The following is a 16,148-nucleotide window of genomic DNA, read 5'->3' as shown; positions in this document are numbered from 1 at the left end:
ACAGAAAACGCTAAAAGAAAAACGTCGTGAAAAGAAAAACAAAAGCCACGACTAATAAAAAAGGCGCCGGAATAGGCGCCTTTTTCTATCTGTAAACCGAAAGCTTAATCTTCTTTGCTACGGCTAGCACGTTTACGTTCGTTTTCGGTCAGCATGCGCTTACGAATACGAATTGATTTTGGCGTAATTTCTACCAGCTCGTCGTCATCGATAAACTCAAGAGCTTGCTCAAGAGACATACGAATTGGCGGGGTTAGCAACAATGCATCGTCAGTACCAGCGGCACGAATGTTGGTCAGCTGCTTACCTTTCAAACAGTTTACCGTTAAGTCGTTTGAACGGCTGTGAATACCAATAACCATACCTTCGTAAACTTCTTCGGCGTGGCCAATCATCAAGCGGCCGCGCTCTTGCAAGTTGAACAAAGCGTAGGCCAATGCTTTACCTTGCGCGTTAGAAATCAACACGCCGTTAATGCGCTGACCAATGTTACCGCCTTTGAATGGGCCGTAATGGTCAAAGCTGTGGTACATCAAACCGGTACCTGACGACAACGTCATAAACTCAGTTTGGAAGCCAATTAAGCCGCGGCTTGGTACCACGAAGTCGATACGAATACGGCCTTTACCGTCTGGCGTCATGTTGGTCATTTCAGCTTTACGTAAGCCGAGCTTTTCCATCACCGAGCCTTGGTGTTGCTCTTCAATATCAACCGTTAAGTTTTCAAACGGCTCTTCTTTCACGCCGTTTACTTCGCGCATGATCACTTCTGGGCGTGAAACCGCTAATTCGAAGCCTTCACGACGCATGTTTTCAATCAATACGCCCAAGTGTAATTCACCACGACCAGACACGCGGAAGCGATCAGGGTTGTCGGTTTCTTGCACACGCAAGGCAACGTTGTGCTTCAACTCTTGCTGCAAACGCTCAAGAATTTGACGTGAAGTAACAAACTTACCTTCTTTACCAGCAAACGGAGAGGTGTTTACCTGGAACGTCATGGTTACTGTTGGCTCGTCAACAGTTAGCGCAGGAAGGGCTTCAACGCTGCCAGCGGCACACACAGTGTCAGAAATTTTCAGTTCGCCCAAACCTGTTACCGCAACAATGTCGCCGGCGCTAGCTTGGTCAGTTTCAATACGGTCAAGGCCCAAGTAACCAAAAATTTGGCCAACTTTGCCGTTACGTTGTTTGCCGTCAGCACCAACAATGGTCACTTGCTGGTTCAGCTTCAAGGTACCGCGCTTAATACGGCCGATACCGATAATGCCCACGTAGCTTGAGTAATCAAGCTGTGAAATTTGCATTTGCAACGGGCCGTCGCGATCAGCGTCTGGTGGCGATACTTTTTCAAGAATGGTTTCAAACAACGCTTCCATGTTGTCGGTTACGTTGTTGTAGTCTAACGTTGCCCAGCCGTTCAATGCTGATGCATATACCACAGGAAAGTCTAACTGCTCGTCAGTGGCGCCTAAGTTGTCGAACAAATCGAATACTTGGTCCATAACCCAATCTGGGCGTGCGCCTGGGCGGTCAATTTTGTTAATAACCACAATTGGCTTCAAGCCGTGCGCGAACGCTTTTTGGGTTACGAAACGCGTTTGCGGCATTGGGCCGTCAACTGCGTCAACAACCAACAATACTGAGTCTGCCATTGACAGTACGCGCTCAACTTCACCACCGAAGTCGGCGTGCCCTGGCGTATCAAGAATGTTAATACGGTAGTCTTTGTAATTAACCGCCGTGTTTTTGGCCAAAATGGTAATGCCACGTTCTTTTTCAAGATCGTTGGAGTCCATGACACGTTCTTCTGCACCACCGCGGCTTTCTAAAGTGCCCGATTGTTGCAGAAGTTTATCAACCAGGGTTGTTTTGCCATGGTCAACGTGCGCGATAATTGCAATATTGCGCAGCTTGGAAAGTTCAGTCGCTTGAATAGTCATTAATAAAGCCTGTAAAAACACGAGGGGACGGGGTGAACCGCCATTGGTTAAAATAGCGGCGTATTATACGCGTCCCCCACTACACAAGCTAGTTTTTTTCGTTGGCGGGTGAATTGTCTTGCGGTTGGCTTTGTTTAAGACGCTTGTCCCAGCGTTGCTGGGCATAGCGGCGTAGGCTTGGCACCGTATCGGTTTCATCCATAATCGGCTGGCCCAAAATGGTCTCGATAATATCTTCAAGGGTAATCAAGCCCATCCAAGTGCCGTGCTCGTCAAATACCAAGGCCATGTGCTGGCGCTTGTCTAAAAACATACGCATGACTTGTTCAACGTCGACGGTTTCAGAAACCACTTCAACGTCGCGCGCGAGTTCATTCACGGTTTTGTCGGTTTCAGACTCAAGCGCTTCGCTACGCAAAATAATACCGTGTGGTACTTCGTCGGCGTCAATAATTGGAAAGCGCGAGTAGGGCATGGCTTTTACTTGGTACAAAAACTCACTAATGGTTTCATCAGGGCGCACCGACTCACAAACTGTGCGCGGTGTCATCACATCCCGTACTCGAATCGTGTGCAAGTCGAGCATATTGTTAATCACACGGCGCTCGTCGCTATCAATCAGTTTTTGTTCATGGCCAAGGGTTGAAAGTGCTTTAATTTCTGAGCGCACATCCACATGTTCTTCGCCGCCAATGCGTTTAGTAATTTGATCAGACATCCAAATAAACGGGCGCAAAATCATGATCAAGAAATTCAAAATACCTGGCAGCATGGGTGCTAACTGACGCCAAAATTTAGCCCCGATGGTTTTTGGCAAAATTTCGGAGAGCACCAAAATAAGCACCGTCATCACTGCTGAGGCCACTGCTAAGTAACCATCGCCAAATACCACCCCTACTTGAGCGCCTACACCGGCTGCACCGGCTGTGTGCGCGACGGTATTTAAGGTCAAAATAGCCGCTAACGGCTGATCAATATTGGTTTTTAACTTCTGCAATTTGGCATGTAGCTTGGGCTGTTGTTCTTTTAGTTGGGCCACGTAGCTTGGCGTAATTGAAAGTAACGCGGCCTCTAAAATAGAGCATAAAAACGAAATACCAACAGCAATAAAAGCAAAAACGATAAGTAAAAACACGGGCTATCCAACTTGTTAAAACGATGCTGAATTTTGGCAGAAGTTCTGCCTAACCACAATTAAAAAAGGGGCATGAATGCCCCTTTCCACAAAACTCATATATGGTTTAAAAGCTATAGCTTGCTGAAAGCCAGAAGCTACGAGCGCGCTCGGCGGTGTTATAGTCTGGCGAGCATAAGTATTCGCTTTCGTTGTCAGCCAATAAGCAACTACGGCTTGATAGGTCAGTGTCTAGCACGTTGTTAATGCGGGCACGAAGTGTCCAGGCGTCGGAAATATCGTAGCTTGCACCCACATGAAATAGCTCGTAAGACTTATAATATTCTTCAACGGTTTCTGGGCCTTGAGGGCCGCTTACGTTGGCCGTTCCGCGGAACCGCTCACCACGAATTTCGGCGCGTAGGTCAAGGCTCAATGCATCATTCACGGCATAGCTTAGGGTGGCGTTTGCCATGTGCTTAGGCGTATTCACCAAGGGTAGCCCTTGGTCGGCGCCACTGCGAACTTCGCTGTGCGTGTAAGTATAATTAGCACGTAAGTTTAGTGCTTGTGTAAAGTCATACTCGGCATATACTTCAGCACCTTGGGTGACAGCTTTGTCGACGTTGGCGTACTGCGTAAAGTAGTCAAAGCCTAAGTCCGCCCAACCATCACCAATGTCCACGCAGTACTGACCTGCTTGAGCGATCTCACAGTTCGGGGCACTGTCTTGACGAATAATCTTGTCGTCAAACTGGTTGTAGAACACGGTGAGGTTGGCGGTAAAGTCTTTGGCGTTGTCAAAATACACAGCCGCTTCGTAATTGACGCTAGTTTCTGGTTGCAAATTCGGGCTACCAACCAATGGAATAGTGCCTTGGCGACCAAATCCGGTAATACCTGGGAATAAATCATTGGGCTTCGGTGCTTTGTAGCCGGTGCTAATACCACCTTTAAAAGTCCAGTCTGGGTTTAAGCGATAGTTCAGATAAACACGCGGGCTCCACTGGCCACTAAATACATTATGATGGTCATAACGCGCACCAGCGGTTAGCGTTAATGCATCGGTTGCATCAAAGTTGTTTTCTGCAAACAGGGCCCACTGGCGGTGATCTTGTGTGGTACCGGCCCGGTATTCTTCGCCGTAAAAGCCGAACACACCATCTTCCATGGCGACATCAAGGTATTGCGCACCCACCACTAGTTTGTTGCGGGTAAAATTCATTTCGTAGCTTGAATCGACAATCCAATTGGTTAATTTGAGGGCGCGGTTAGGGCGCGGTAAAAAATCCGCTTCAATTTGCGCACGAATGGCGTCAGTAAGTTCTGGTCGGTTAACCCCTTGCTCAGCAACCGCTTGATCCCAAAGCGCTTGAAAATTTGCTCGCTCGGCAAGTGTAAGTGGTAATGACCGGCCAAGGTTTTCACTAATACTGTGGGTGACGCTGTTGCGCCAAACGCCGCCGTCAAATAACCCCAGATGCGACACGACAAACTGCTCTCGCTGCACGCGTTGATAGGGTGCATAGCCAACCCGCGGTTGAACTAGGCCATCGTTATCTGCACGCCACATATTTTCCGCAGAATCGAGCGTGCCGACTTGGCTTTGAGTGTTGTCATAACGTTGCTTGGCGCGATCGTAGCTAAGCGCAAAGCGTTGTTTTTTGGTCATGTTGTAATCAAGTGTTGCGCCATAGTTCCATGATTTACCGCCAACAACTTTGCGGTCGCCAAAACTACCTGAATCAGTCCAGCTGGTACCATCCGGAAGGGGTAACGTCGTTATATAACCGGGGTTGCTAGGTTCACGCCAGTAACCGCTCCCGCGTAGGGCCAACGACAACCGCTTGGCCACAGGCCCCGTCACGTAAAAGTCTAACTTTTGATCATTGCCGTACTGCTGGTCTTCTTGCACTGTTCCCGCTACTGAAATATCACCGTGCCAGCGCTTTAAGGCACGACGGGTAATAATGTTCACCACACCGCCAATGGCATCACTACCATATAGCGTCGACATGGGCCCACGCACTACCTCAATACGTTCTATGGCTGCTAGCGGTGGCATGTACATATATTGGCTGTTACCGAAGTTATTTGGGCCAATATCACCGGTGTCGTTCTGCCGTCGGCCGTCAATTAAAACCAAGGTGTATTCAGCCGGAAGCCCCCGCATGGTAATGCTTAAATTACCATTTTTGTCTTGCCCAGAGCCTACATCAATACCTTCAATATCACGCAATGCATCGGCCAATCCAGAGTAAGGCTTGGTGGCTAAATCTTCACGTGTTACCACAGTAACGCTGGCGGGTGCGTCAATGAGTTTGGTTTCGTAACCGGCCGCGGTTACCACAATTCGTTCAATACGGTCTTTGGCATCAACAACAGCTACTGGCGTGGGCTCAGCATGAGCACTAAATAACGGGCTAGCGGCAAGGGCGATGGCAATGGCAGATAAACGAGTCGTCATGAATTATCCCTAACTTGTAATGATGAGAAATGGTTCGCTGTGAAAGTTGTTGCAAATGATAATTACTATCATTTAATATGTAAACACTAAATGAGAATTATTCTTAAAAAGAAATTGGACCATTTGTTTTAGCGAGAAAAAAGACCGGTCATGAATTACATCAAGGGAAAATTAATGAAGCTGCAGCGCGCCAAGCCACGTTCAGCGCTTCGTAAAAAGAGTGCGTGGCGAGATATCAAAGCTTGGCATTGGATCAGCTCAGCTGCGTGTTTGGCCGCCACGCTGCTATTTGCGATTACCGGCATTACTTTAAATCACGCGAGTTCTGTCGAGGCATCACCGCAAAAGCAAGTATTAGAACTGCAAGTACCTGCCGAAGTTATGCAGCAATTACAGACCCGCCAGCAACAATTGCTCAATGGGCAAACTACCGGGCAAGGCCCTCTACCTAGTGCATTCACCGCTTGGTATCAACAACAGCTATCTATGCCTTTAGCGCGGGCGCAGGTAGCTCAATGGGATGAGTTTGAAGTTTATGTGGGTATGCCGCGAGCCGGTGGCGATCGCTGGTTTCGCGTTGATTTAGAAACCGCTGAGTTTTACCAAGAAGATCTCGATCGCGGTTGGGTCGCTTATTTTAATGACTTACACAAAGGCCGGAATACCGGCTTCGGATGGGTGCTCATGTTAGATTTATTAGCGGTCATTATGGGCATATTTGCCATAACGGGCCTGATTTTATTGAAGCGTTATGCCAAAGGGCGAAAAAGTACCTGGCCGTTGGTGTTAGCAGGCATTGTGGTGCCATGGCTGGTACTCCTTATACCTATGCATGTCACTGCGGCTGAAGCCAAGCAAGCCACGCTAGAGTTGACTATTCCTGAGTTACAAGTCGCTGAATACCATCGCCCATATGTGGCTATATGGCTCGCAGATGAGCGCCACCAGCGTATTGCTGATATTGCCGTTTGGTACGACTTAAAGTTAGCCAATAAAGAAGGCGAAAAATGGTTAAAAGACATGCGCCAGTGGTGGCGCCGCAGCGGCCGTATGGCCGAGCTGCCTCTTGATGGCGTTACTGGGGCTACTCGCCGCCCAGGTGCGCACCGGTTATCACTGCCTAAACTATTAAAGGTGCTGCAAGCCCAGGGCGCTGGAAACTACACCTTAAATATTGAAGCTGCCCGCGAAGTTGGTGGCCGCGAACACTTACAAATACCCATCAAGTTACCACTGACATTACCGTTTACTGCCGATGTCACAGGCCAGCATGAACTCGGTCACATCCGCCTAACTATCGACTAACGAATTTCGACTAACGAATGACGACTAACGAAACAAGGAGCAACCTATGCGCAAGCTACTAACCCTGACCACCTTAGCCACACTGTGCTTTATCAGTACCGCAGACGCCCACCGAGCCTGGATCAAGCCCGACGCAACGGTGTTATCAAAGGAAAATGTATGGGTAACCTTCGATGCTGGCATTTCTAACGAGATTTTTGCCCGTGACTATGTCGCGTTTCGGCTTGATGCGGTAAAAGCATTCGCGCCAAACGGTGAAGAAATGCCATTGTTGAATGCTTTTACTGGAAAAACTCGTTCAGTATTCGATTTGCAATTAACGCAATCTGGCACCTATAAAATTGCTCAAGCGACAACCAATTTGCAAGCACGCTGGGTGGACGAAAATGGTCAGCGACAGTTTTGGCCTGGCCGTGGGGTTGTGCCAAAAGCCGGTGACTTTGAGCGCCAAGTGCCTAAGCAAGCCAAAGACTTAGAAGTCGCCGAGTTTTCGCGTCGCGTAGAAACCTTTGTCACCAACGGAATGCCGAGCGACCAGGTTCTAAAGCCCACGAACTATGGTTTGGAGCTAGTGCCAGTGACTCACCCTAATGACTTATATGCCGGTGAACGCGCTAGCTTTAAACTGCTAATTAACGGTGAGCCAGCTAGTGGTGCTGAAATTACGGTGATACGTGAAGGTATGCGCTACCGTGCACAACAAAACGAAATAACCATAACCAGTAACAAGCAAGGCGAGTTCAGCGTTGAGTGGCCTAGCGCAGGTCAATATTTTATGGAAATTGACTATCAAGACAACCGCGGTCAAGCGCCAGCAACAGTACGTCGGGGTAGTTACTCAGCAGTTTTTGAGGTACTTTAAACGCTATTCAAAATAACAAATAGCGTATGAGATGACAAAACGTTTAAACGCTCGCCGGTGGCGCTCCTGGCACCGCTGGCTGGCCTTGTTGGTGGGCTTGCAAATGGTACTGTGGGGCGTTAGTGGCGCCTACATGGTGCTATTTGAGTTACCGTTTATTCATGGCAACCACCTTGTAAAACCTACCCATCAAAGCGTTATAGCGCCGCGAACGGCAGAGCAATTTGCCGCAGTGGCGCAACGCTTTCCACGAGCAACGCAGATTACCCTCACCAGCTTGTGGCTGAATGAGCAACCACGCCCGGTGTACCACATAACGCGGCGCGGTAAAACGCAGTTGCTTGATGCACAAACACTTCAACCTATTACGCTTAGCGCTGACGCGATAAGCGCGATTGCTAATCGCACTTATGCACTTGGCGATGCGCCATTAGCACAACTAACCTTGCTTACCGAAAATGCCCCTAATGAAATAAGCCCAAGCTTACTGCCGGTTTGGCAGGCTAATTTTGCGGACAGCGGCAGCACCAGTTTGTATTTTTCCGCCACAACTGGCGAACTCGTGAGCAAACGGCACACCTATTGGCGTGGTTTCGATATTATGTGGATGTTGCACATTATGGACTATGACACGCGCTCAGACATTCAGAACAACCTGTTGCGAGCGGTCATTATTGGCAACGCGCTGTTTATGTTTACCGGCGTACTGCTGATCATAGTCACCATTTTTCGGCGCCAAGCCGTTAGGGGGCGCTCATGATGCGCTTCTTACAATGGCTACACCGCTGGACAAGCTTGATTATTGGTATGCAGGTCATGATTTGGCTGATCACCGGCATGTATTTCTCGATTGCTGGGCATCGTACGCTTGAAGCGCACCAGTATCGTCAGCAAACTCATTTTCATGATGCCTTACAGAGTGCATCAACGGGCACTGCTATGGTGCCGCTTAAGCAACTGCCGTTAACGGCGAACACCATACAAAGTGTGTCGGTCCGCCTTGTGCATGGCGTGCCGCAATATGTCATTAGCACCGAGCGCGGCACTGAATATTTCAATGCCAGCACAGGGGCCCTCTGGCATACGTCTGCCGAACTGGCTACCCAAATCGCTCAGGCTGGCTACCGTGGTCCTGGTCGTGTTAGCCACGTTTCTGCGGTGGCAAATAGCGACGAGCTTTATGGTTGGCAAGGGCCAGGTTATCGAGTGAATTTTGCCGATGACTTGGCTACCCGTATTTATGTCGATAGGGCTTCTGGCACTATTGTTGACCATCGCAATAGGCTTTGGGTGTTTGGCGACTGGGCCTTCCGTCTGCATTTTATGGACTACAGTGGCGGCCGAAATTTTAACCATTTGCTGATGGTTAGCGCCGCGTTGTTTATGCTGTGGTTTGTTTTGTCAGGGCTGATTTTGCTGGGCCGTAACCTGGTTCGCGGCGACTTGAACCCGCGCCAGCGGCCAAGTTATTTAGCCTTCTTTCAGCAGCATGAGCAGCCCATTGCCAGCGCCTGTGGTGGCGGCGGTACTTGTGGCCTGTGCACGGTGCGCTTTAGCGCGAGCGCGCCGGCTCCGAATGCAGCAGATAAACGATTATTAAGTGACAGCGAACTAGCTCAAGGCATTCGGCTCGGCTGTCAGCATCGGTTTGATGCTAAAGCCAAGGTTAGCGTGGTGAATCAAGGTGCTCAGCAACTCAACTTGGTGCTGCAGCACAAGCGGCAGCTGTCGCCAAGTGTGAGCGAACTGACATTTACCTGCGCCGACCGTGCCGAGCCATTTGTTTACCAAGCGGGTCAGTTCTTGCAGTTTAAAATTCCAACCGCCAATGAACATGAGCCGCTACGGCGCAATTATTCGTTTGCTGCGGCGCCGAGCCGCATGCCAAATAACACCTTTATGGTGGCGGTGCGTTGCATGCCAGCGCCCAAGCCCGGGTTACAGCCGGGGGTTGGTTCAAGCTATCTGCTTGGTTTAGAGCCCGGTGATACCGTTGTAGCAGAAGGGCCCATGGGAGAGTTTTTGCTAACCGATAGCAATATCAGTCAGCGCACCCAGGTATTCATTGGCGGCGGGGTAGGTGTGGCACCATTGCGGGCACTTATTCAAAGCGAATTAAAGCACACGCCGGCACGACCAATACACTTTTTCTACGGTGCGAGAACGCCAGAAGAGCTGTGCTACGAACAGGAATTCCGTGCGCTGCACGCGCAGGGTGTCGTTCATTATCACAGTTGTGTTTCAGAAGCCTCTGCACACGCAGAGTCAACTGCAACTGAGCACTTCGAGCCCACGATGGTGCATGAACTGGCCGAACAGTGGCTGGCGCATCAACATTCGAATCATGTCGATGTTTATGTGTGTGGGCCGCCAGCGATGTTGCGTGCCACGCTCGCCATGTTAGACCAGCTGAAGGTGCCGGCAAAGCACATTAAGTTTGATGACTTTGGCATATAAAACGTGGTCTGGCGCATTAATTTAGAAAAATACGAAATAAACAATACACACTTGCCAGTTTGTGCCCTATAATTTTAGCGAATAGCCGTTTCGGCATGGGTATGAATTGGCAAGGAGTGATTATGTCCTTACGTCTTTGGTTTGCTGCACTTACTATTGCAGTTGGTGCAAACACCGTCGTTACCTCAGCGCTAGCTGCTGACTACAAAGTTAGTGAAGCCACAATCGCGGATTATATCCAGTTGCAGGGGTTGGTCGAGTCGACCAATAGTGCAACTGTATCTGCCCAAGTGTCTGGCCGTGTTGAAAAAGTACTTGTCGATGTGGGTGATGTTGTACCTGCTGGCGCGACAATTGTAACCATTACCTCGGTTGAGCAATATCAAATGCTAACTCAAGCTCAAGCCCAGTTAGCTGCAGCCAATGCCAGCTTAGTAGCCGAGCAACAAGAGTTTGACCGCATAAGCAGTTTGGTTGAACGCCAATTAGTGTCTGTGGCTGAACGCGACCGAGCTAAAGCCCGCCTTGATAACGCCAAAGCACAACTGCGCTCAGCGCAAGCCGCGGTTGAGCGCGCTGAAGAACAGTTATCGTACACCGAAGTAAAAGCACCCTATGGTGGGCTCGTTAGCGCCCGCATGGTTGAGCCCGGCGAACTAGTGCAGCCAGGCACGCCACTCATGTCCGGTTTCGACCCCAGCCAACTGCGCCTTCATGTAGACATTCCAGCTGGCTATGCCCGTGCCGTACCGCAATTCAACTGGGCCCGTGTTAATGGCGTTGAGCCCACGTCATTGCAAGTATTCCCGACCGTACATAGCCAGTCAGGTACCGTGCGCGTGCGCCTTGTGTTACCGCAAAAAGAGTTGCCGCAGCAAAGCAGTTTTATTCCAGGCCAGTGGCAACCGGTAAACATTCAAGTTGGCGAGCACCTTGGCGTGCAAATTCCCGCCAATGCAGTGCATCGCCAAGGCGAATTAACTTTAGTACGTATGCAAGACAATAGCTGGCGCGCAGTACGATTAGGCGCTAGCTCGAACGGCATGATTGAAGTGGTCAGTGGCTTACAAGCAGGTGAGGTGATCATTCATGAGTAACAAACCCTTAGGTATCGCAGGTAAGTTTGCGGCCTGGGGTGAGCGTTCGCAGTTAACCCCACTGTTGGCCGTGTTCGGGCTTATTCTTGGCATTATGGCCGCGTTAATTACGCCGCGCGAAGAAGAGCCGCAAATAGATGTCACCATGGCCGACGTGATGGTGGCCTTTCCGGGTGCTGAAGTGGCGCAAGTTGAAGCCCAATTAGCCACCCCGTTAGAGCAACACTTCGCCCGCATGAGCGGCATTGAGCACATTTACTCGGTGTCACAGCCAGGCCAAGCGTTAGTGACGGTGCAGTTTGAAGTGGGCGTGCCGCGTGAAAAAGCCTTGGTTGAGTTGTTTGACACCCTAGCTAGTTGGCAAGGCCAGCACCCAAGCTTTTCACAGCCACTCGTGAAAGCGCGCGGCATTGACGACGTGCCCATTTTGGGGCTAACCATTACTTTGGAAACGCAAGCCCAATCGCAAAACCTAAAAGCCGTCGCCGATACCTTAGTTGAGCCGCTGCAAAACGTCAGTGGCGTACGCGGTATTCAAGTGATTGGCGCCGAGCCAGAACAAATCAACGTGGCATTAGACAACACCGCACTAAGCCGTATTGGTTTAGACTTCAACGCGGTAGCGCAAGCACTTTCTGGGCAAAATCAAAGTGGCCAAGCCGGCTATCGGTTTGCCAATGGCCAACTCATTCCTGTGCAAGCAGGCAGCTTTATTGATAGCGCCGAAACCCTACGCCATCTTATTGTTGCACAGGTTGACGGTAAGCCAGTGCGCTTAGAGCAAGTGGCCACCATTCATGACAGTGCCGTAGTGCCCTCGCGTTATGTATGGTCGCGCCCTGCTGGCGGTGAAGCGCAACCAGCCATTACCATGGCCATTACCAAAAAGGCCGGCGAGAACGCCGTGGTGGTAGCCGAGCAAGTATTGCAACGCCTAGATACACTGAAGCAACAATGGCTGCCGGAAGAAATCAGCATAGAGGTCACCCGAAACTACGGTCAAACCGCAGACGACAAAGCCTCTAAGCTTATTCAAAAACTTATTTTCGCAACAATTTCTGTGGTTGCTCTCGTGCTACTCACGCTAGGCAAGCGCGAAGCCGTGGTGGTGGGTAGCGCCGTGGTGCTCACCCTAGCCATGACACTGTTTGCTTCTTGGGCGTGGGGCTTTACCCTGAACCGCGTGTCGCTGTTCGCGCTTATATTCTCAATTGGCATTTTGGTCGATGACGCCATTGTGGTGGTGGAAAACATACACCGCCATTTAGGCCTCGGTAAGTCGTTGAAAAACGGTATACCTGCCGCCGTCGACGAAGTTGGCGGGCCGACCATCTTGGCCACCTTTACCGTCATTGCCGCCTTGCTACCCATGGCCTTTGTCAGTGGCCTTATGGGACCGTACATGAGCCCTATCCCCATTAATGCCTCACTGGGTATGTTGCTGTCGCTAATTATCGCGCTAACCGTCACCCCATGGTTAGCACGGCATTTGCTGAAAGACGAGCATCAGGTTGGCAAGAGTGGTGACGAACACGGCAGCAATGCCAAAGCCAGCAAGCTGCATAACTTTTTTGAAAAGCTTATGCGGCCACTGCTAACGCACCGCAAGCGTCGCTATTTCATGGGCTTTGGCTTGATTATTCTTATTGTCGCTATGCTTGGTTTAGCCGTGGTGCAAGCGGTGGTGATGAAAATGCTGCCGTTTGACAACAAAAGCGAAATTAAGCTGGTGCTAGATATGCCCGAGGGCAGCACCCTTGAACAAACCAACGCCGTACTGATGCAGCTAGCGCAGAAACTCGATGAAGTGGATGAAGTAGAGGCCACCCAAATTTATGCCGGTACCGCCTCACCCATCGGCTTTAACGGACTTGTGCGTCAGTATTACCTGCGCGAAGGGCCTAATATGGGCGACATTCAAGTCACCCTAGCAGCACTTGGCGAACGTGATCGCGCAAGCCACGACATCGCCTTGGCCATACGCCCAATGCTGACACCAATTGCCGAAGCCGTTGGCGCCTCACTGAAAGTTGTTGAAGTGCCACCGGGCCCACCAGTACTCGCGCCCATAGTCGCTGAAATATATGGCCCGTCGGCCGAACAGCGCGAGCAGGGTGCCCGCGACGTGCTTGCTCAGCTTGCACAAACCGAAGGCGTGGTGGATATCGATAGCATCTTGGTTGCCCAAGCAAACCAAGAAACCTGGCAGGTAAATCGCGAACGAGCCGCCCAGTTAGGGGTGAGCACCCAACAGGTCGTGCAAGTGCTGCAAACAGCTCTTGGCGGAATGAATGTGACCTATTTAGCCTTACCGAACGAAGTTCAGCCAGTACCGGTGAAACTACGTCTACCAGCCAACTGGCAGGGGCAACTGGCGCAACTCGAAAGCCTCACCGTAACCAGTCAAACCAGCGGCCAAGCAATTCCAATTGCCGAATTGATAGAGCGCGAACAAGTAGCATTTGCCCAGCCCATTTATCACAAAGATTTACGCCCAGTGGTCTACGTAACCGCCGATATGGCTGGTGAACTCGACAGCCCATTGTATGGCCTGTTCGACGCTGCTGGAGATATTGAGCTAACCCAAACCTTTATCAGCCAGCCCGACATATGGAACCAAACCGCCATGAAATGGGACGGCGAATGGCAAATCACCTATGAAACCTTCCGCGACATGGGCTTAGCCTACGCAGTCGGCTTATTGCTGATTTACCTATTAGTGGTTGGCCATTTTGGCAGCTACATGACACCACTAGTGATAATGGCACCAATACCCCTGACACTTATTGGCATTATGCCAGGCCATGCGTTGTTAGATGCGCAGTTCACTGCAACCTCCATGATCGGCATGATTGCACTGGCGGGTATTATTGTGCGTAACTCAATACTGTTAGTGGACTTTATTCGCGAAGAAGTTGCCACCGGCAAAGATCTCAATAACGCCGTTATTGAAGCCGCCGCCGTGCGCGCAAAACCAATCACACTCACCGCCATCGCCGCCATGATGGGCGCGTTTTTTATCTTAGACGACCCCATCTTCAACGGTCTAGCGGTTAGCCTAATCTTCGGCATCGCCGTATCCACCGCCCTCACCCTCGTGGTCATCCCGCTGCTGTACGCGTCGCAACTGCGACGCCAGTAGCCCGGCGTTCCACGCCGGGTGGCGCGCAGCGCCGTTATTGCCCGCCGCGCACGCCGTCATTGCACCAACATGGCGCGCCGCAATGCACCATGTTGGTGCATTATCACAGGTTTTCAGCGCCGCACTACAACCCACAAACCGCCCAACAGGCTGAAATAAAAGAAAAATAATTTATTGGCATTGTTTTTGCTTTATTCTGGTGCAAAGAGCGGCAAAGAGCTGCTAATTTAGGCAAAGACACTATCAGCAACTATTTTTGCTGCTATACTAACCCAATTGTTTTTACACGCTTGCATTCAAGCACCAGTACGATCGCGGAGGATCACATGGCAACACCACAAGACGTTATGGCTTTTATCGAAGAAAACGAAGTCAAATTCGTGGACTTACGCTTTACCGACACCAAAGGTAAAGAGCAACATGTGACCATTCCGGTTTCGCAAATCAACGAAGAGTTCTTCGAAGAAGGCAAAATGTTCGACGGTTCGTCCATTGGCGGCTGGAAAGGCATTAACGAGTCAGACATGGTGCTCATGCCAGACTGTGGCTCTGTGGTGCTTGACCCATTCACTGACGAAATCACCATGAACGTGGTGTGCGACATTCTTGAGCCAGACACCATGCAAGGTTACGACCGTGACCCCCGCTCAATTGCACGTCGTGCAGAAGAGTACTTACAGAGCATGAACATTGGTGACACGGCTTTGTTTGGTCCAGAGCCAGAGTTCTTCTTGTTTAACGACGTACGTTTCCACACCGACATGAGCGGTTCGTTTTACAAAATTGAAGCCGACGAAGCGAAGTGGAATTCCGGCAAAGAATTTAAAGACGGTAACTTAGCGCACCGCCCAGGTGTGAAAGGCGGCTACTTCCCAGTGCCTCCGGTTGACTCAGCGCACGATATTCGTAGCACCATGAGCACCGTGATGGAAGACATGGGCTTAGTGGTTGAAGCGCATCACCACGAAGTAGCAACTGCGGGCCAAAACGAAGTGGCGACACGTTTCAATACGTTGGTGAAAAAAGCCGATGAAATTCAGGTATACAAATATGTTGTGCACAACGTGGCGCACTCATACGGCATGACCGCAACCTTTATGCCAAAACCAATTGTGGGTGACAACGGCTCAGGTATGCACGTGCATATGTCTATCAGCAAAGACGGTAAAAACCTGTTTGCTGGTGACCAGTACGGCGGCTTAAGCGAAATGGCGTTGTATTACATTGGCGGTATTATCAAGCACGCACGTGCACTGAATGCGTTCTGTAACCCAACCACCAACTCGTACAAGCGTTTGGTACCTGGCTACGAAGCGCCAGTTATGTTGGCCTACTCTGCGCGTAACCGCTCAGCGTCAATTCGTATTCCTGTTGTGGCTAGCGCCAAAGCACGTCGTATTGAAGTACGTTTCCCTGACCCTGCAGCCAACCCGTATTTGTGCTTTGCGGCATTGTTGATGGCTGGTCTTGACGGTATTAAAAACAAGATCCACCCAGGCGACGCTATGGACAAAGACTTATACGACTTGCCAGCAGAAGAAGCGAAAGAAATTCCAACCGTATGTCATTCACTAGAAATGGCGTTGGAAGCGTTGGATAGCGACCGCGACTTCTTAACTGCTGGTGGCGTGTTCACCAACGACATGATTGATGCGTACATTAAGCTGAAACACCAAGAAGTGATGAAGCTAAAAATGACCACGCACCCAATTGAGTTTGATTTGTACTACAGCGTTTAATCACGCGGGTGAAGTGAGAAGC

At 50.3% G+C, this 16,148-nt stretch carries 10 protein-coding genes; 7 read left to right on the top strand and 3 right to left on the bottom strand.

Features of this window, described 5'->3' with window-relative positions; genetic code table 11:
- Window positions 1–104: 104 nt before the first annotated feature.
- The 3 genes from typA to BM334_RS10105 form a co-directional block, all read right to left on the bottom strand.
- Complete coding sequence (gene typA / locus BM334_RS10115) at window positions 105–1,943, bottom strand: translational GTPase TypA (protein WP_092841372.1); 1,839 nt, start codon at window positions 1,941–1,943, stop codon at window positions 105–107.
- An 88-nt stretch (window positions 1,944–2,031) separates the two neighbouring features.
- Window positions 2,032–3,078 (bottom strand): CNNM domain-containing protein, encoded by a 1,047-nt coding sequence (locus BM334_RS10110; RefSeq protein WP_092841370.1) that lies wholly within the window; start codon window positions 3,076–3,078, stop codon window positions 2,032–2,034.
- A 106-nt stretch (window positions 3,079–3,184) separates the two neighbouring features.
- The gene (locus BM334_RS10105) at window positions 3,185–5,524 is read right to left on the bottom strand and encodes a TonB-dependent receptor domain-containing protein (RefSeq protein WP_092841368.1); all 2,340 of its coding nucleotides are present in this window, start codon (window positions 5,522–5,524) and stop codon (window positions 3,185–3,187) included.
- Window positions 5,525–5,698: 174 nt separating this feature from the next.
- Here BM334_RS10105 and BM334_RS10100 point away from each other — a divergent pair, with 174 nt between their 5' ends.
- The 7 genes from BM334_RS10100 to glnA all read left to right on the top strand — a co-directional run bounded on the left by BM334_RS10100 (window position 5,699) and on the right by glnA (window position 16,126).
- Window positions 5,699–6,829, top strand: a complete 1,131-nt coding sequence (locus tag BM334_RS10100) for a PepSY-associated TM helix domain-containing protein (RefSeq protein WP_092841366.1) — start codon at window positions 5,699–5,701, stop codon at window positions 6,827–6,829.
- 46 nt (window positions 6,830–6,875) lie between these two features.
- Window positions 6,876–7,691 carry a DUF4198 domain-containing protein gene (locus BM334_RS10095; RefSeq protein WP_092841364.1) on the top strand — a complete coding sequence of 272 codons (816 nt, stop codon included), beginning with the start codon at window positions 6,876–6,878 and terminating at the stop codon, window positions 7,689–7,691.
- A 31-nt stretch (window positions 7,692–7,722) separates the two neighbouring features.
- Window positions 7,723–8,451 carry a hypothetical protein gene (locus BM334_RS10090; RefSeq protein ID WP_092841362.1) on the top strand — a complete coding sequence of 243 codons (729 nt, stop codon included), beginning with the start codon at window positions 7,723–7,725 and terminating at the stop codon, window positions 8,449–8,451.
- Window positions 8,448–10,148, top strand: coding sequence for a PepSY domain-containing protein (locus tag BM334_RS10085; protein WP_092841360.1), 1,701 nt, complete (start codon window positions 8,448–8,450; stop codon window positions 10,146–10,148). The genes BM334_RS10090 and BM334_RS10085 overlap by 4 nt, the downstream gene beginning before the upstream one ends.
- 122 nt (window positions 10,149–10,270) lie before the next feature.
- The gene (locus BM334_RS10080; RefSeq protein WP_157981868.1) at window positions 10,271–11,245 is read left to right on the top strand and encodes an efflux RND transporter periplasmic adaptor subunit; all 975 of its coding nucleotides are present in this window, start codon (window positions 10,271–10,273) and stop codon (window positions 11,243–11,245) included.
- The gene (locus tag BM334_RS10075) at window positions 11,238–14,387 is read left to right on the top strand and encodes an efflux RND transporter permease subunit (protein WP_092841355.1); all 3,150 of its coding nucleotides are present in this window, start codon (window positions 11,238–11,240) and stop codon (window positions 14,385–14,387) included. The genes BM334_RS10080 and BM334_RS10075 overlap by 8 nt, the downstream gene beginning before the upstream one ends.
- A 326-nt stretch (window positions 14,388–14,713) precedes the next feature.
- On the top strand, window positions 14,714–16,126 hold the full coding sequence (glnA, locus tag BM334_RS10070; protein WP_092841353.1) for a glutamate--ammonia ligase: 1,413 nt from the start codon (window positions 14,714–14,716) through the stop codon (window positions 16,124–16,126).
- Window positions 16,127–16,148 lie beyond the last annotated feature (22 nt).

This window comes from Pseudidiomarina donghaiensis, assembly GCF_900116895.1.
GTDB classification, from domain to species: domain Bacteria; phylum Pseudomonadota; class Gammaproteobacteria; order Enterobacterales; family Alteromonadaceae; genus Pseudidiomarina; species Pseudidiomarina donghaiensis.
The sequence above is the reverse complement of the archived record's forward strand: the minus strand, read 5'-3'. Positions and strand labels throughout refer to the sequence as shown.